The following is a 15,567-nucleotide window of genomic DNA, read 5'->3' as shown; positions in this document are numbered from 1 at the left end:
AGACATGAGCAGCACCATTGACATCATGTCGCCCTCGGGCGACAAGTCCGGGACCGTAGAGCTCCCGGCCGAGATCTTCGACGCCAAGGTCAGCATCCCGCTGATCCACCAGGTCGTCGTCGCGCAGCTGGCCGCCGCCCGTCAGGGCACGCACAAGGTCAAGCGCCGTGGCGAGGTCCGTGGTGGTGGCAAGAAGCCTTACCGCCAGAAGGGCACCGGCCGCGCCCGTCAGGGTTCGACCCGTGCGCCGCAGTTCGCCGGCGGTGGCGTCGTACACGGCCCCACCCCGCGTGACTACTCGCAGCGGACCCCGAAGAAGATGAAGGTCGCCGCCCTGCGCGGTGCCCTCTCCGACCGGGCCCGCAACGCTCGTATCCACGTCGTCTCCGACGTGGTCGAGGGCGCGGCGTCCACCAAGGCCGCCAAGACCCTGCTCGGCAAGGTCAGTGAGCGCAAGCACGTGCTCCTGGTCGTCGAGCGGAGCGACGAGGCCGCGTGGCTGTCCGCGCGCAACCTCCCCGAGGTCCACCTGCTGGACCCGGGACAGCTCAACACGTACGACGTGCTTGTCTCCGACGACGTGGTCTTCACCAAGGCCGCCTTCGAGTCCTTCGTGTCCGGCGGGGCTGCGCGACAGACTGCCGACACCGAGGGGAGCGAAGCCTGATGGCCGAGATCACCAGCAAGACCTTCACGGACCCGCGTGACGTTCTCGTCAAGCCCGTGGTGTCCGAGAAGAGCTACGCGCTGCTCGACGAGAACAAGTACACGTTCATCGTCGCGCCCGGCTCCAACAAGACTCAGATCAAGCAGGCCGTCGAGGCGGTCTTCTCGGTCAAGGTCACCGGGGTCAACACGATCAACCGGCAGGGCAAGCGCAAGCGCACCCGCACCGGTTTCGGCAAGCGCTCGGACACCAAGCGCGCCATCGTGACCCTCGCCGAGGGCGACCGTATCGACATCTTCGGCGGCCCGACTTCCTAACGGGAGTCGGATCGAATCGAAGTCCGGAATATTCCGAGGACTGAGAAATGGGTATCCGCAAGTACAAGCCGACGACCCCGGGCCGTCGTGGCTCCAGCGTCGCCGACTTCGTAGAGATCACGCGGTCCACGCCGGAGAAGTCGCTGGTCCGCCCCCTGCACAGCAAGGGCGGCCGTAACAACGCCGGTCGTGTGACCGTTCGCCACCAAGGTGGTGGACACAAGCGTGCCTTCCGTCTGATCGACTTCCGTCGTCACGACAAGGACGGCGTGCCGGCCAAGGTCGCGCACATCGAGTACGACCCGAACCGCACCGCGCGCATCGCGCTCCTGCACTACGCGGACGGCGAGAAGCGCTACATTCTCGCGCCGCGTGGCCTGGCGCAGGGCAGCCGTGTCGAGAACGGCCCGTCCGCCGACATCAAGCCCGGCAACAACCTGGCGCTGCGCAACATCCCGGTCGGTACGACCATCCACGCCATCGAGCTGCGTCCCGGCGGCGGCGCGAAGTTCGCCCGTTCCGCGGGCACTTCCGTACAGCTGCTGGCGAAGGAGGGCTCCATGGCCCACCTTCGTATGCCGTCCGGAGAGATCCGGCTGGTCGACGTCCGCTGCCGCGCCACCATCGGTGAGGTCGGCAACGCCGAACAGTCGAACATCAACTGGGGCAAGGCCGGCCGGATGCGCTGGAAGGGCGTCCGCCCGACCGTCCGCGGTGTCGCCATGAACCCCGTTGACCACCCGCACGGTGGTGGTGAGGGCAAGACTTCAGGTGGTCGCCACCCGGTCAGCCCGTGGGGTCAGAAGGAAGGTCGTACGCGTTCGCCGAAGAAGGCGAGCAACAAGTACATCGTCCGCCGCCGCAAGACGAACAAGAAGCGCTAGGAGCGGGTTTAGATGCCGCGCAGTCTGAAGAAGGGGCCCTTCGTCGACGGCCACCTCATCAAGAAGGTGGATGTCCAGAACGAAGCTGGCACCAAAACCGTCATCAAGACCTGGTCCCGTCGCTCGATGATCATCCCGGCAATGCTGGGCCACACCATCGCGGTGCACAACGGCAAGATCCATGTCCCGGTGTTCGTCACCGAGTCGATGGTCGGCCACAAGCTCGGCGAGTTCTCGCCGACTCGCACCTTCCGCGGCCACGTCAAGGACGACCGGAAGTCGAAGCGCCGCTAAGGCGGGGTGGAAACGACTATGACTCACACCGAAGGGACAACCATGGAAGCCAGGGCCCAGGCGCGGTACATCCGCGTCACGCCCATGAAGGCCCGCCGCGTGGTGGACCTCATCCGTGGCATGGATGCCACGGAGGCTCAGGCGGTCCTGCGTTTCGCCCCGCAGGCCGCGAGCGTGCCGGTCGGCAAGGTGCTTGACAGCGCCATTGCCAACGCCGCGCACAACTACGACCACCCAGACGCCACTTCGCTGGTCATCAGCGAGGCGTACGTGGACGAGGGTCCGACCCTCAAGCGGTTCCGGCCGCGCGCCCAGGGGCGTGCCTACCGGATCCGTAAGCGGACCAGCCACATCACCGTGGTCCTCAGCAGCAAGGAAGGAACCCGGTAATGGGCCAGAAGGTTAACCCGCATGGGTTCCGGCTCGGCATCACCACGGACTTCAAGTCCCGTTGGTACGCCGACAAGCTGTACAAGGACTACGTCAAGGAAGACGTCGCCATTCGTCGCATGATGACGAAGGGGATGGAGCGTGCCGGTATCTCCAAGGTGGAGATCGAGCGCACCCGTGACCGCGTCCGCGTGGACATCCACACCGCACGTCCGGGCATCGTCATCGGCCGCCGCGGCGCCGAGGCCGACCGTATCCGCGGCGAGCTGGAGAAGCTGACCGGCAAGCAGGTCCAGCTGAACATCCTTGAGGTCAAGAACCCCGAGGTGGACGCTCAGCTGGTGGCCCAGGCCGTCGCCGAGCAGCTGTCCTCGCGTGTCTCCTTCCGTCGCGCCATGCGTAAGAGCATGCAGTCGACGATGAAGGCCGGCGCCAAGGGCATCAAGATCCAGTGCGGTGGCCGCCTCGGCGGCGCCGAGATGTCGCGCTCGGAGTTCTACCGCGAGGGCCGCGTGCCCCTGCACACGCTCCGGGCCAACGTCGACTACGGCTTCTTCGAGGCCAAGACGACCTTCGGCCGTATCGGTGTGAAGGTCTGGATCTACAAGGGCGACGTCAAGAACATCGCCGAGGTGCGCGCCGAGAACGCCGCGGCGCGCGCGGGCAACCGTCCGGCCCGTGGTGGCGGCAACGACCGTCCCGCCGGCCGCGGTGGCCGCGGTGGCGAGCGTGGCGGTCGCGGTGGCCGCAAGCCGCAGCAGGCTCCCGGTGCCGAGGCCCCCAAGGCCGACGCCACGGCTGCTCCGGCCGCGGAGGCCGCGCCCACTTCTACCGGCGGAACGGAGGCCTGACCGAAATGCTGATCCCCCGTAGGGTCAAGCACCGCAAGCAGCACCACCCGAAGCGCAGCGGAATGTCCAAGGGTGGCACGCAGGTTGCGTTCGGCGAGTACGGCATCCAGGCGCTGACCCCGGCATACGTGACGAACCGTCAGATCGAGGCCGCTCGTATCGCGATGACCCGTCACATCAAGCGTGGCGGCAAGGTCTGGATCAACATTTACCCGGACCGTCCCCTGACGAAGAAGCCCGCCGAGACCCGCATGGGTTCCGGTAAGGGTTCTCCCGAGTGGTGGATCGCGAACGTCAAGCCCGGCCGGGTGATGTTCGAGCTGTCCTACCCGAACGAGAAGGTTGCCAAGGAGGCGCTCACCCGCGCCGCCCACAAGCTTCCGATGAAGTGCCGCATCGTTCGGCGCGAGGCAGGTGAGTCGTGATGGCGGCCGTTACCAAGGCGTCCGAGCTGCGTGAACTGGGTAGCGAGGAGCTTGTCGACAAGCTTCGCGAGGCCAAGGAAGAGCTGTTCAACCTCCGCTTCCAGGCGGCGACCGGTCAGCTCGAGAACCACGGCCGGCTGAAGCTGGTCCGGAAGGACATCGCGCGGATCTACACCCTGATGCGTGAGCGCGAGCTGGGCATCGAGACGGTGGAGAGCGCCTGATGACTGAGAGCAACGTGACTGAGACGACCGAGAAGAGCGAGCGCGGATTCCGCAAGACCCGCGAGGGTCTGGTCGTCAGCGACAAGATGGACAAGACCGTCGTCGTCGCTGTCGAGGACCGTGTGAAGCACGCCCTGTACGGCAAGGTCATCCGCCGTACGAACAAGCTCAAGGCGCACGACGAGGCGAACGCCGCCGGGATCGGCGACCGTGTCCTCCTCATGGAGACCCGGCCGCTGTCCGCGACGAAGCGCTGGCGCATCGTCGAGATCCTTGAGAAGGCCAAGTAGTCCAGGCCGAGCAATTCCTCCCAGGGCATTCCCTAGGAGTAGTTCCGCCAGGCTCGGTGGGGTCCGACCCCAGTAGGACGGACCCCGCCGGGAACCGGCAGACGATCAGGAGAAACACGTGATCCAGCAGGAGTCGCGACTGCGTGTCGCCGACAACACTGGTGCCAAGGAGATCCTTTGCATCCGTGTTCTCGGTGGCTCGGGTCGCCGCTACGCGGGCATCGGTGACGTCATCGTCGCCACCGTCAAGGACGCGATCCCCGGTGGCAACGTGAAGAAGGGTGACGTCATCAAGGCGGTCATCGTTCGCACCGTGAAGGAGCGCCGCCGCCAGGACGGCTCGTACATCCGCTTCGACGAGAACGCCGCCGTCATTCTGAAGAACGACGGCGACCCTCGCGGCACCCGTATCTTCGGCCCGGTCGGCCGTGAGCTGCGCGAGAAGAAGTTCATGAAGATCATCTCGCTCGCGCCGGAGGTGCTGTAAGCATGAAGATCAAGAAGGGCGACCTGGTTCAGGTCATCACCGGTAAGGACAAGGGCAAGCAGGGCAAGGTCATTCAGGCCATCCCCACGCAGAACCGCGTCCTCGTCGAGGGTGTCAACCGGGTCAAGAAGCACACCAAGGCCGGCCAGACCGCTCGTGGTTCGCAGACCGGTGGCATCGTGACGACCGAGGCCCCTGTCCACATCAGCAACGTTCAGCTGGTCGTGGAGAAGGACGGCAAGAAGGTCGTCACCCGCGTCGGCTACCGCTTTGACGACGAGGGCAACAAGATCCGCGTTGCCAAGCGGACCGGTGAGGACATCTGATGACGACCACAACCGCGCCGCGTCTGAAGCTGCGCTACCGCGAGGAGATCGCCGGCAAGCTGCGTGAGGAGTTCTCCCTGGAGAACGTCATGCAGGTCCCCGGTCTCGTCAAGATCGTGGTCAACATGGGTGTGGGCGACGCCGCCCGCGACTCCAAGCTGATCGAGGGTGCCATCAAGGACCTCACCACGATCACCGGCCAGAAGCCGGCCGTGACCAAGGCCCGCAAGTCGATCGCGCAGTTCAAGCTGCGCGAGGGGCAGCCGATCGGCTGCCACGTCACCCTCCGCGGTGACCGCATGTGGGAGTTCCTGGACCGTACGCTGTCGCTCGCGCTGCCGCGTATCCGTGACTTCCGCGGCCTGTCGCCCAAGCAGTTCGACGGCCGTGGCAACTACACCTTCGGTCTCACGGAGCAGGTCATGTTCCACGAGATCGACCAGGACAAGATCGACCGGGTCCGGGGCATGGACATCACCGTGGTCACCACGGCGACCAACGACGACGAGGGTCGTGCCCTCCTTCGTCACCTCGGCTTCCCGTTCAAGGAGAACTGACCGTGGCGAAGAAGGCTCTGATCGCTAAGGCCGCCCGCAAGCCGAAGTTCGGCGTGCGCGGTTACACGCGCTGCCAGCGCTGTGGGCGTCCCCACTCCGTCTACCGCAAGTTCGGCCTCTGCCGTGTCTGCCTTCGTGAGATGGCACACCGCGGCGAGCTGCCGGGCGTCACCAAGAGCTCCTGGTAATTCCCTTACTTCAGCGTTGAGTTGAAGTACGGAATCAACCAGAGCTCTCGGTAAGCAACTGGTCGGCGGAAGCCCTGCTCCCCATGCCGTAGGCTTGGGGGGTTGGGCGTCCGCCGCCCGAAACTTACTACGCCGTAGGTCCCCGCACCGCACCCGTCCCGCCGTTGAGTGGGGAGAGGGATGGCGCATACAGGAAACCCCGGCGAGAGAGGCCGAAGGCCAATTCATGACCATGACTGATCCCATCGCAGACATGCTGACCCGTCTGCGTAACGCGAACTCGGCATACCACGACGATGTCGTGATGCCGCACAGCAAGATCAAGTCGCACATCGCGGAAATCCTCCAGCAGGAGGGCTTCATCACCGGCTGGAAGGTCGAGGACGCCGAGGTCGGCAAGAAGCTGACCCTGGAGCTGAAGTTCGGCCCGAACCGCGAGCGTTCGATCGCCGGCATCAAGCGCATCTCGAAGCCCGGTCTGCGTGTGTATGCCAAGTCCACCAACCTGCCCAAGGTGCTCGGCGGCCTGGGCGTGGCGATCATCTCCACGTCCCACGGTCTCCTCACCGGCCAGCAGGCAGGCAAGAAGGGCGTAGGTGGGGAAGTCCTCGCCTACGTCTGGTAGTCGGGAACGGAGGAAAAGCTCATGTCGCGAATCGGCAAGCTCCCCATCCAGGTTCCCACCGGTGTGGACGTCACCATCGATGGCCGTACGGTCGCGGTGAAGGGCCCCAAGGGGACCCTCTCGCACACCGTCGCAGCGCCGATCGAGGTCACCAAGGACGATGACGGCACCCTCAAGGTGCTGCGTCCGAACGACGAGCGTCTGAACAAGGCCCTGCACGGCCTGTCCCGCACGCTGGTGGCGAACATGATCACCGGTGTGACCCAGGGATACAGCAAGGCGCTCGAAATCAGCGGAGTCGGTTACCGCGTCCAGGCGAAGGGCTCCAATCTGGAGTTCGCCCTGGGCTACAGCCACCCCGTCGTCGTCGAGGCCCCTGAGGGCATCACCTTCAAGGTCGAGTCCCCGACCAAGCTCAGCGTCGAGGGCATCGACAAGCAGAAGGTCGGCGAGGTCGCGGCGAACATCCGCAAGCTGCGGAAGCCCGACCCGTACAAGGCCAAGGGCGTCAAGTACGCCGGCGAGGTCATCCGCCGCAAGGTCGGAAAGGCGGGTAAGTAGCCATGGCATACGGTGTAAAGATCGCCAAGGGCAAGGCCTACAAGGCCGCTGCCATCAAGCGCCGTCACATCCGCGTACGCAAGAAGGTCTCGGGCACGGTAGCGCGCCCCCGCCTCGTTGTGACGCGTTCCAACCGCCACATGGTGGCCCAGGTCATCGACGACATCGCGGGCCACACGCTCGCTTCGGCGTCGAGCCTGGACACGTCGATCCGCAGTGGCGAAGGCGACAAGAGCGCCCAGGCACAGCAGGTCGGTGCCCTGGTCGCCGAGCGCGCCAAGGCCGCCGGCGTCGAGGCTGTCGTGTTCGACCGTGGTGGCAACCAGTACGCCGGGCGGATTGCCGCTCTGGCCGACGCCGCCCGTGAAGCCGGGCTGAAGTTCTAAGCCCCGGTTCCGGAGCTAGCGGACGTAACAGAGAGAGGTAAATCCAATGGCTGGACCCCAGCGCCGCGGAAGCGGTGCCGGTGGCGGCGAGCGGCGGGACCGGAAGGGCCGTGACGGTGGCGCTGCCGCCGAGAAGACCGCGTACGTCGAGCGTGTCGTCGCGATCAACCGCGTTGCCAAGGTCGTGAAGGGTGGTCGTCGCTTCAGCTTCACCGCGCTGGTCGTGGTGGGCGACGGTGACGGCACCGTGGGTGTCGGTTACGGCAAGGCCAAGGAGGTGCCGGCCGCCATCGCCAAGGGTGTTGAGGAGGCCAAGAAGCACTTCTTCAAGGTCCCCCGTATCCAGGGCACCATCCCGCACCCGATCCAGGGTGAGAAGGCGGCGGGCGTCGTCCTGCTCAAGCCCGCGTCCCCCGGTACCGGCGTCATCGCCGGTGGCCCGGTGCGTGCGGTGCTCGAGTGCGCCGGCGTCCACGACATCCTGTCGAAGTCGCTCGGTTCGTCGAACCCGATCAACATCGTGCACGCGACCGTGGCGGCCCTCCAGGGTCTGCAGCGTCCCGAGGAGATCGCGGCCCGCCGCGGTCTGCCCCTTGAGGACGTCGCCCCCGCGGCTCTGCTTCGTGCACGTGCGGGAGCGGGTGCGTAATGGCCCGTCTCAAGATCACGCAGACGAAGTCGTACATCGGCAGCAAGCAGAACCACCGCGACACCCTTCGTTCGCTGGGCCTCAAGCGGCTCAACGACGTGGTTGTCAAGGAGGATCGTCCCGAGTTCCGCGGCATGGCCAACACCGTGCGGCACCTCGTGACGGTTGAGGAGGTCGACTGACATGGCGGAGCAGAAGCCGCTGAAGGTCCACAACCTCCGTCCCGCCCCCGGAGCCAAGACCGCCAAGACCCGTGTGGGCCGTGGCGAGGCGTCCAAGGGTAAGACGGCCGGTCGTGGCACCAAGGGCACCAAGGCCCGTTACCAGGTTCCGGAGCGCTTCGAGGGCGGGCAGATGCCCCTCCACATGCGTCTCCCGAAGCTCAAGGGCTTCAAGAACCCGTTCCGCACCGAGTACCAGGTCGTGAACCTGGACAAGCTGGCCGAGCTCTACCCGCAGGGTGGCGAGGTCACGGTGGCCGATCTGGTCGACAAGGGTGCGGTCCGTAAGAACAGCCTCGTCAAGGTCCTGGGCCAGGGCGAGATCTCCGTAGCGGTGACGGTTTCGGTTGACGCCGCTTCCGGCTCCGCCAAGGAGAAGATTGCCGCCGCCGGCGGCTCCGTCACTGAGCTCGTCTGAGACGACTCGGACAAGTTGATGGACTGAACACCCAACCGGGGATGCCTCTCAAAAGGGGCATCCCCGGTTGGTCGTTCCTAGGGGGGCAGGTACGCCGGTAAGGTGGCGTGCACTGTTGCTGTATTGAACCCGGGGGTCCACCCTCGGACCCCGAGCCACGCGGACTCTCCGCAGGGGTGTTCGTGTGGCTTTTTGCCTGATATGTATCTGTCGATCCTCAAGACCGTCACCCTTGACGCGCGAGCGCGGGGGTCGCAGGAGGCACCGTGCTCACCGCGTTCGCCCGGGCGTTCAAGACGCCCGACCTGCGCAAGAAGCTGCTCTTCACGCTGTTCATCATCGTGCTGTACCGGTTCGGGGCGCACATTCCCGTACCGGGCGTCAGCTACGAGAACGTGCAGACGTGCGTCGACGCAGCGCAGAAGGGCAATAACAGCCTGTTCGGGCTGGTGAACATGTTCAGCGGCGGAGCGCTGCTGCAGATTACGATCTTCGCGCTCGGCATCATGCCGTACATCACGGCAAGCATCATCCTGCAGCTGCTGACTGTGGTCATCCCCCGACTCGAAGCCCTCAAGAAGGAAGGGCAGTCCGGTCAGGCCAAGATCACTCAGTACACCCGATACCTGACGGTCGCCCTCGCGGTGCTCCAGGGCACCGGTCTGGTGGCAACCGCCCGCAGCGGCGCGCTCTTCAGCGGCTGCCCGGTCGCCTCGGAGATCGTTCCGGACCAGTCGATCTTCATCACCATCACGATGGTCATCACGATGACCGCCGGTACGGCCGCCGTCATGTGGCTCGGTGAGATGATCACCGACAAGGGCATCGGCAACGGCATGTCCATCCTGATGTTCATCTCGATCGCCGCCGGTTTCCCCGGTGCGCTGTGGGCCATCAAGGAGAGCGGCAAGCTCGCTCAGGGCTGGATCGAGTTCGGCACGGTCATCCTCATCGGCTTCGTGATGGTGGGACTCGTCGTCTTCGTCGAGCAGGCGCAGCGCCGGATCCCCGTTCAGTACGCGAAGCGGATGATCGGGCGGAGGTCCTACGGCGGTACGTCCACGTACATCCCGCTGAAGGTCAACCAGGCGGGTGTGATCCCCGTCATCTTCGCGTCGTCGCTGCTCTACATCCCGGCGCTGATCGCGCAGTTCTCCAGTCAGCAGTCCGGCTGGAAGACCTGGATCGAAGCCCACTTCATCAAGGGCGACCATCCGTACTACATCGCGACGTACTTCATCCTTGTCGTGTTCTTCGCCTTCTTCTACGTGGCCATCACGTTCAACCCCGAAGAAGTCGCGGACAACATGAAGAAGTATGGTGGCTTCATCCCGGGCATCCGGGCAGGTCGACCTACTGCCGAGTATCTGAGTTACGTACTCAACCGGATCACTTGGCCGGGCTCGCTGTACTTGGGGTTGATCGCTCTCGTCCCAACGATGGCGTTGGCAGGCTTCGGCGGCGCGAACCAGAACTTCCCGTTCGGCGGGACAAGCATCCTGATCATCGTGGGTGTGGGTCTGGAGACCGTGAAGCAGATCGAGAGCCAGCTCCAGCAGCGTAATTACGAAGGGTTCCTCCGCTGATGCGAATCGTCCTCGTCGGACCGCCCGGTGCCGGCAAGGGAACGCAGGCTGCGTACCTCGCCCAGAACCTCTCCATTCCGCACATCTCCACAGGTGACCTCTTCCGCGCCAACATCAGCCAGGGCACCGACCTCGGCAAGCAGGCGCAGAGTTACATCCACGCCGGGAACCTGGTTCCCGACGAGGTCACCATCGGGATGGCGCTGGAGCGGATGGCACAGCCGGACGCCGCGAACGGCTTCCTTCTGGACGGCTTCCCCCGCAACGTCCCGCAGGCCGAAGCGCTCGACAAGGCGCTCACGGCCGAGGGGTTGCACCTGGACGCCGTGCTGGACCTGGAGGTCGACGAGGATGAGGTGGTCAAGCGGATCGCCGGTCGGCGCACCTGCCGCAACGACAGCTCGCACGTCTTTCACCTCACGTACAGCCCGCCGAAGGAGCAGGGTGTGTGTGACGAGTGCGGCGGCGAGCTGTACCAGCGGCACGACGACTCCGAGGAGACGGTCCGCACGCGGCTGGAGGTCTACCACACGCAGACCGAGCCGATCATCGACCACTACCGGGAGCAGGGCCTCGTGGTCACCATCTCGGCGCTCGGCAAGGTCGCCGAGGTGACCAAGCGCGCGATGGCGGCTCTGGAGGGTGGCGGCCGGGCCGCATAGGTCCGGTTCCCCCGCGAGGCACGGCGCGACCGCACCACCGAGCACGGCACAGTACGTACGGCACGACAGCGCGACAAGCACGACAGCACGGCACAGTGATACGGCCGGGGCGCCCCCAGGGGCACCACGGCCGTACTGCTGTCCGGGGGACTACCGTAGGTGTCCTGGCGCGGACTCCCAGCGCGGACACATCGTTTCTTCGACCGAGTGAGGCAGGCCGCCGTCATGGTGGAGATCAAGACCCCCGAGCAGATCGCGAAGATGCGTGAGGCGGGGCTGGTCGTCGCCGCGATCCACGCGGCCACCGGCGAGGCCGCGGTGCCCGGCGCCACCACGAAGGATCTGGACGAGGTGGCGCGCAAGGTCCTCGCGGACCACGGCGCGAAGCCCAACTTCCTCGGTTACGGCGGGTTCCCCGCGACGATCTGCACCTCGGTCAACGAGGTGGTGGTGCACGGGATCCCGGACACCGAGACCGTACTGAAGGACGGCGACATCATCTCGATCGACGCCGGCGCGATCGTGGACGGCTGGCACGGCGACGCTGCCTTCACGGCGTTCGTCGGCGGCGGTCACGCACCGGAGCTGATCGAACTCTCCCGCGTGACGGAGGAGTCGATGTGGGCGGGGATCGCCGCGATGCGGCTCGGTAACCGGCTCGTCGACGTGTCGCGGGCGATCGAGACGTACATCCGCCGCCAGCCGAAGCCGGGCGGCGGCAAGTACGGCATCGTCGAGGACTACGGCGGCCACGGCATCGGCACCCAGATGCACATGGACCCGCACCTGCTGAACTACGTCTCGCGCAAGCGCGGCAAGGGCCCGAAGCTGATTCCCGGCTTCTGCCTGGCGATCGAGCCGATGGTGTCACTCGGCACGCCGCACACGGAGGTCCTGGCGGACGAGTGGACGGTCATCACGACCGACGGCACCTGGTCCTCGCACTGGGAGCACTCGGTCGCCCTGACGGAGGCCGGCCCGCTGGTCCTGACTGCGGTCGACGGTGGCAGGGCGAAGCTGGCGGAGCTGGGCGTGACGGCGGCGCCGGACCCGTTGGCCTGACGAGGAACCCGCGGCCCCGGCCCCGGCCGGCCGGACGGAGTCCGGCACAGCCTCGCGGAGCTTGTGAGGCGCCCCTGGCGCCGAGCCCGCGAGCGGGGCATTCGGGGGATCAGGGGGTTGACGATCTACGAGGGTGGGCAAACTCCACGGATTCGTCTTTTCGAGAGCCCTGCCGTAGACTGACGCGTCGGCTCTGGTGTACCCGTGTGTCCACATACGGTGGCCCAGAATCGATCAAGGTAGCCGATTCGAAGGGCGAAGCGTGGCCAAGAAGCAAGGTGCCATCGAAATTGAGGGCACCGTGATCGAGTCTCTCCCGAACGCCATGTTCAAGGTGGAGCTCCAGAACGGTCACAAGGTCCTCGCGCACATCAGCGGCAAGATGCGGATGCACTACATCCGAATCCTTCCCGATGACCGGGTAGTGGTGGAGCTGTCTCCCTACGACCTGACGCGTGGCCGGATCGTCTACCGATACAAGTAGATCTTGCCTCACCCCGCTTCCGGGGTGCCGGCACTGACCCGGAGAACCTCACACCATGAAGGTCAAGCCGAGCGTCAAGAAGATCTGCGACAAGTGCAAGGTGATCCGCCGTCACGGTCGGGTCATGGTCATCTGCGACAACCTGCGCCACAAGCAGCGCCAGGGCTGACGCACGACCCCCCTGCATCTCGCAGTACTTCGCGCGACGCGAGCGAAACACGTATATACGCAGTGTCCGACGTCATCCGCACCAGCTGATGGCGCCGACACCTCCGGCGGAGGCCGGGGACCCGGAGAGAGCACGTCGTCCGGGAGAGTCACTGCGGAAGACCTCCGAAATCACACAGGAGCCATGAATGGCACGCCTCGCAGGCGTTGACCTCCCGCGCGAAAAGCGCGTCGAGGTCGCCCTCACCTATGTCTTCGGCATCGGGCGCACCCGGTCCAAGGAGACCCTCGCCGCCACCGGCGTTGACCCCAACGTCCGCGTCCGCGACCTTGCCGAGGAAGACCTCGTCAAGCTCCGCGAGTACGTGGACGGCAACCTCAAGACCGAGGGTGACCTCCGTCGCGAGATCCAGGCCGACATCCGCCGCAAGGTCGAGATCGGCTGCTACCAGGGTCTGCGTCACCGTCGCGGCCTGCCGGTCCACGGCCAGCGCACGAGCACGAACGCACGTACCCGCAAGGGTCCGCGTCGCGCCATCGCCGGCAAGAAGAAGCCGGGCAAGAAGTAGTCCTCAGCGGACGCTCATCAGCGGTCTTCGCTGTAGGACCGACCACCTCCCGTAGGAGTAATAGATGCCCCCCAAGGGTCGTCAGGGCGCTGCCAAGAAGGTGCGCCGCAAGGAAAAGAAGAACGTCGCTCATGGGCACGCCCACATCAAGAGCACGTTCAACAACACCATCGTCTCGATCACGGACCCCTCGGGCAACGTGATCTCCTGGGCCTCCGCCGGCCACGTCGGCTTCAAGGGCTCGCGCAAGTCCACCCCCTTCGCCGCGCAGATGGCCGCCGAGTCGGCCGCCCGCCGCGCGCAGGAGCACGGCATGCGCAAGGTCGACGTCTTCGTCAAGGGTCCCGGCTCCGGCCGTGAGACCGCGATCCGCTCGCTCCAGGCCACCGGCCTGGAGGTGGGTTCGATCCAGGACGTCACCCCCACCCCGCACAACGGCTGCCGCCCCCCGAAGCGTCGCCGCGTTTGATCTTCTGTACCCCCTGAGGGTACGGATCGCGGGCGGTACGGGGCCTCGGCTCCGTACCGCCCGTACCCTTGTTCCTGTTGGCATCAAATAGTGGGTGCCAAGACTGGAGGCATTTTCCATGCTTATCGCTCAGCGTCCGTCGCTGACCGAAGAGGTCGTCGACGAATACCGCTCGCGGTTCGTGATCGAGCCCCTGGAGCCGGGTTTCGGCTACACGCTCGGTAACTCCCTGCGTCGTACGCTCCTCTCCTCGATCCCCGGTGCCGCTGTCACCAGCATCCGGATCGACGGGGTCCTGCACGAGTTCACCACCGTGCCGGGCGTCAAGGAGGACGTCACCGACCTCATCCTCAACATCAAGCAGCTGGTCGTCTCCTCGGAGCACGACGAGCCGGTCGTGATGTACCTGCGCAAGCAGGGCCCCGGCCTGGTCACCGCCGCCGACATCGCGCCCCCGGCCGGTGTCGAGGTCCACAACCCGGACCTCGTCCTGGCGACGCTGAACGGCAAGGGCAAGCTGGAGATGGAGCTGACCGTCGAGCGCGGTCGCGGCTACGTCTCCGCCGTCCAGAACAAGCAGGTGGGCCAGGAGATCGGCCGTATTCCGGTCGACTCCATCTACTCGCCGGTGCTCAAGGTCACGTACAAGGTCGAGGCGACCCGTGTCGAGCAGCGCACCGACTTCGACAAGCTGATCGTCGACGTCGAGACCAAGCAGGCCATGCGCCCCCGCGACGCCATGGCGTCCGCCGGTAAGACGCTGGTCGAGCTGTTCGGTCTGGCGCGCGAGCTCAACATCGACGCCGAGGGCATCGACATGGGCCCGTCGCCGACGGACGCGGCGCTCGCCGCCGATCTCGCCCTGCCGATCGAGGAGCTGGAGCTCACCGTTCGGTCGTACAACTGCCTCAAGCGCGAGGGCATCCACTCCGTGGGTGAGCTCGTGGCGCGGTCCGAGGCGGACCTGCTCGACATCCGTAACTTCGGCGCCAAGTCGATCGACGAGGTCAAGGCGAAGCTGGCCGGGATGGGTCTCGCCCTCAAGGACAGCCCGCCCGGATTCGACCCCACCGCCGCGGCGGACGCGTTCGGCGCGGACGACGACGCGGATGCCGGGTTCGTGGAGACCGAGCAGTACTAGGACCCCGGGCCCGGGGTTGGGGCTCTGTCCTCAAACGCCGGACGGGCTGAGTTTGCCTTTCCGCAGACGACCGTCTGCGGGGAACTGACATCGGTACCTGATACGGCCGGTGCAGATATGAAGGAGTAACACCATGCCGAAGCCCGCCAAGGGTGCCCGTCTGGGCGGCAGCGCCGCGCACGAGCGGCTGCTTCTCGCGAACCTCGCGAAGGCGCTGTTCGAGCACGGCAAGATCACGACGACCGAGGCCAAGGCCCGCCGCCTGCGTCCGGTCGCCGAGCGTCTGGTCACCAAGGCGAAGAAGGGCGACATCCACAACCGTCGCCTCGTTCTTCAGACGATCACGGACAAGAGCATCGTCCACACGCTCTTCACCGAGATCGCTCCGCGGTACGAGAACCGCCCCGGTGGCTACACCCGTATCACCAAGATCGGCCCCCGTCGTGGCGACAACGCCCCGATGGCGGTCATCGAGCTGGTCGAGGCCCTGACCGTGGCGCAGAAGGCCACCGGTGAGGCCGAGGCCGCGACGAAGCGCGCCGTCAAGGAAGACGCCCTCAAGAAGGAGGACGCCTCCACGGAGGACGCCCCCGTCGAGGACGCCAAGCCGGTCGAGGCGGAGTCCAAGGACTCCAAGGACGCCTGACCTGTTTTTCCGAGGTCGCA

The 15,567-nt window shown here is 65.9% G+C and carries 28 protein-coding genes; all 28 read left to right on the top strand.

The window, feature by feature from the left end; all coding sequences use genetic code 11:
• Positions 1–4: 4 nt before the first annotated feature.
• The 28 genes from rplD (at position 5) to rplQ (ending at position 15,547) form a co-directional block, all read left to right on the top strand.
• Complete coding sequence (gene rplD / locus ACFUN8_RS06765) at positions 5–667, top strand: 50S ribosomal protein L4 (protein ID WP_383632481.1); 663 nt, start codon at positions 5–7, stop codon at positions 665–667.
• Positions 667–984 (top strand): 50S ribosomal protein L23, encoded by a 318-nt coding sequence (gene rplW / locus ACFUN8_RS06760; RefSeq protein WP_078075546.1) that lies wholly within the window; start codon positions 667–669, stop codon positions 982–984. Before rplD ends, rplW begins: the two co-directional genes overlap by 1 nt.
• Positions 985–1,031: 47 nt before the next feature.
• A complete protein-coding gene (rplB, locus tag ACFUN8_RS06755) occupies positions 1,032–1,868 on the top strand; it encodes a 50S ribosomal protein L2 (RefSeq protein WP_329383126.1) in 837 nt (278 codons plus the stop codon).
• Positions 1,869–1,880: 12 nt separating this feature from the next.
• Positions 1,881–2,162, top strand: a complete 282-nt coding sequence (rpsS, locus tag ACFUN8_RS06750) for a 30S ribosomal protein S19 (RefSeq protein WP_112447747.1) — start codon at positions 1,881–1,883, stop codon at positions 2,160–2,162.
• Between the two features lie 42 nt (positions 2,163–2,204).
• Entirely contained in the window at positions 2,205–2,552 is a 348-nt protein-coding gene (gene rplV / locus ACFUN8_RS06745) for a 50S ribosomal protein L22 (protein WP_364605559.1), read from the top strand.
• Positions 2,552–3,403 (top strand): 30S ribosomal protein S3, encoded by an 852-nt coding sequence (gene rpsC, locus ACFUN8_RS06740; protein ID WP_356586771.1) that lies wholly within the window; start codon positions 2,552–2,554, stop codon positions 3,401–3,403. The genes rplV and rpsC overlap by 1 nt, the downstream gene beginning before the upstream one ends.
• A gap of 5 nt (positions 3,404–3,408) precedes the next feature.
• Complete coding sequence (rplP, locus tag ACFUN8_RS06735; RefSeq protein ID WP_023539339.1) at positions 3,409–3,828, top strand: 50S ribosomal protein L16; 420 nt, start codon at positions 3,409–3,411, stop codon at positions 3,826–3,828.
• The gene (rpmC, locus tag ACFUN8_RS06730) at positions 3,828–4,052 is read left to right on the top strand and encodes a 50S ribosomal protein L29 (RefSeq protein ID WP_354607257.1); all 225 of its coding nucleotides are present in this window, start codon (positions 3,828–3,830) and stop codon (positions 4,050–4,052) included. The genes rplP and rpmC overlap by 1 nt, the downstream gene beginning before the upstream one ends.
• Complete coding sequence (rpsQ, locus tag ACFUN8_RS06725; protein ID WP_382561744.1) at positions 4,052–4,342, top strand: 30S ribosomal protein S17; 291 nt, start codon at positions 4,052–4,054, stop codon at positions 4,340–4,342. The genes rpmC and rpsQ overlap by 1 nt, the downstream gene beginning before the upstream one ends.
• A gap of 118 nt (positions 4,343–4,460) precedes the next feature.
• The gene (rplN, locus tag ACFUN8_RS06720; protein WP_023539336.1) at positions 4,461–4,829 is read left to right on the top strand and encodes a 50S ribosomal protein L14; all 369 of its coding nucleotides are present in this window, start codon (positions 4,461–4,463) and stop codon (positions 4,827–4,829) included.
• A gap of 2 nt (positions 4,830–4,831) precedes the next feature.
• On the top strand, positions 4,832–5,155 hold the full coding sequence (gene rplX, locus ACFUN8_RS06715; RefSeq protein ID WP_354607256.1) for a 50S ribosomal protein L24: 324 nt from the start codon (positions 4,832–4,834) through the stop codon (positions 5,153–5,155).
• Entirely contained in the window at positions 5,155–5,712 is a 558-nt protein-coding gene (gene rplE, locus ACFUN8_RS06710; protein WP_023539334.1) for a 50S ribosomal protein L5, read from the top strand. The genes rplX and rplE overlap by 1 nt, the downstream gene beginning before the upstream one ends.
• A gap of 2 nt (positions 5,713–5,714) precedes the next feature.
• The gene (locus tag ACFUN8_RS06705) at positions 5,715–5,900 is read left to right on the top strand and encodes a type Z 30S ribosomal protein S14 (RefSeq protein WP_003948630.1); all 186 of its coding nucleotides are present in this window, start codon (positions 5,715–5,717) and stop codon (positions 5,898–5,900) included.
• Between the two features lie 226 nt (positions 5,901–6,126).
• On the top strand, positions 6,127–6,525 hold the full coding sequence (rpsH, locus tag ACFUN8_RS06700; RefSeq protein ID WP_382561741.1) for a 30S ribosomal protein S8: 399 nt from the start codon (positions 6,127–6,129) through the stop codon (positions 6,523–6,525).
• 21 nt (positions 6,526–6,546) lie between these two features.
• Positions 6,547–7,086, top strand: coding sequence for a 50S ribosomal protein L6 (gene rplF, locus ACFUN8_RS06695; protein WP_382561739.1), 540 nt, complete (start codon positions 6,547–6,549; stop codon positions 7,084–7,086).
• Between the two features lie 2 nt (positions 7,087–7,088).
• Positions 7,089–7,472, top strand: a complete 384-nt coding sequence (gene rplR, locus ACFUN8_RS06690; protein WP_078075539.1) for a 50S ribosomal protein L18 — start codon at positions 7,089–7,091, stop codon at positions 7,470–7,472.
• A gap of 46 nt (positions 7,473–7,518) precedes the next feature.
• Entirely contained in the window at positions 7,519–8,121 is a 603-nt protein-coding gene (rpsE, locus tag ACFUN8_RS06685) for a 30S ribosomal protein S5 (RefSeq protein ID WP_023539330.1), read from the top strand.
• A complete protein-coding gene (gene rpmD, locus ACFUN8_RS06680) occupies positions 8,121–8,303 on the top strand; it encodes a 50S ribosomal protein L30 (protein WP_041985698.1) in 183 nt (60 codons plus the stop codon). Before rpsE ends, rpmD begins: the two co-directional genes overlap by 1 nt.
• Position 8,304: 1 nt before the next feature.
• Positions 8,305–8,760 (top strand): 50S ribosomal protein L15, encoded by a 456-nt coding sequence (gene rplO / locus ACFUN8_RS06675; protein WP_364465936.1) that lies wholly within the window; start codon positions 8,305–8,307, stop codon positions 8,758–8,760.
• Between the two features lie 266 nt (positions 8,761–9,026).
• Complete coding sequence (secY, locus tag ACFUN8_RS06670) at positions 9,027–10,346, top strand: preprotein translocase subunit SecY (RefSeq protein WP_382561734.1); 1,320 nt, start codon at positions 9,027–9,029, stop codon at positions 10,344–10,346.
• Entirely contained in the window at positions 10,346–11,008 is a 663-nt protein-coding gene (locus ACFUN8_RS06665) for an adenylate kinase (RefSeq protein ID WP_383632469.1), read from the top strand. The genes secY and ACFUN8_RS06665 overlap by 1 nt, the downstream gene beginning before the upstream one ends.
• A gap of 225 nt (positions 11,009–11,233) precedes the next feature.
• Positions 11,234–12,070: a type I methionyl aminopeptidase gene (gene map, locus ACFUN8_RS06660; RefSeq protein WP_383632532.1), complete on the top strand. Its 837-nt coding sequence runs from the start codon at positions 11,234–11,236 to the stop codon at positions 12,068–12,070.
• A 262-nt stretch (positions 12,071–12,332) separates the two neighbouring features.
• Positions 12,333–12,554 (top strand): translation initiation factor IF-1, encoded by a 222-nt coding sequence (infA, locus tag ACFUN8_RS06655; protein WP_003956442.1) that lies wholly within the window; start codon positions 12,333–12,335, stop codon positions 12,552–12,554.
• A gap of 55 nt (positions 12,555–12,609) precedes the next feature.
• Positions 12,610–12,723, top strand: a complete 114-nt coding sequence (gene rpmJ / locus ACFUN8_RS06650) for a 50S ribosomal protein L36 (RefSeq protein WP_003956441.1) — start codon at positions 12,610–12,612, stop codon at positions 12,721–12,723.
• Between the two features lie 187 nt (positions 12,724–12,910).
• Positions 12,911–13,291 (top strand): 30S ribosomal protein S13, encoded by a 381-nt coding sequence (gene rpsM / locus ACFUN8_RS06645; RefSeq protein WP_164252337.1) that lies wholly within the window; start codon positions 12,911–12,913, stop codon positions 13,289–13,291.
• Between the two features lie 64 nt (positions 13,292–13,355).
• The gene (gene rpsK / locus ACFUN8_RS06640) at positions 13,356–13,760 is read left to right on the top strand and encodes a 30S ribosomal protein S11 (RefSeq protein WP_003956432.1); all 405 of its coding nucleotides are present in this window, start codon (positions 13,356–13,358) and stop codon (positions 13,758–13,760) included.
• Between the two features lie 118 nt (positions 13,761–13,878).
• Entirely contained in the window at positions 13,879–14,901 is a 1,023-nt protein-coding gene (locus tag ACFUN8_RS06635) for a DNA-directed RNA polymerase subunit alpha (protein WP_003956430.1), read from the top strand.
• A 133-nt stretch (positions 14,902–15,034) separates the two neighbouring features.
• Positions 15,035–15,547 carry a 50S ribosomal protein L17 gene (gene rplQ / locus ACFUN8_RS06630; protein ID WP_383632464.1) on the top strand — a complete coding sequence of 171 codons (513 nt, stop codon included), beginning with the start codon at positions 15,035–15,037 and terminating at the stop codon, positions 15,545–15,547.
• The last annotated feature ends 20 nt before the right edge of the window (positions 15,548–15,567 follow it).

Origin of the sequence: Streptomyces sp. NPDC057307 (genome assembly GCF_042667665.1) — a bacterium.
Lineage (GTDB): Bacteria > Actinomycetota > Actinomycetes > Streptomycetales > Streptomycetaceae > Streptomyces.
The sequence above is the reverse complement of the archived record's forward strand: the minus strand, read 5'-3'. Positions and strand labels throughout refer to the sequence as shown.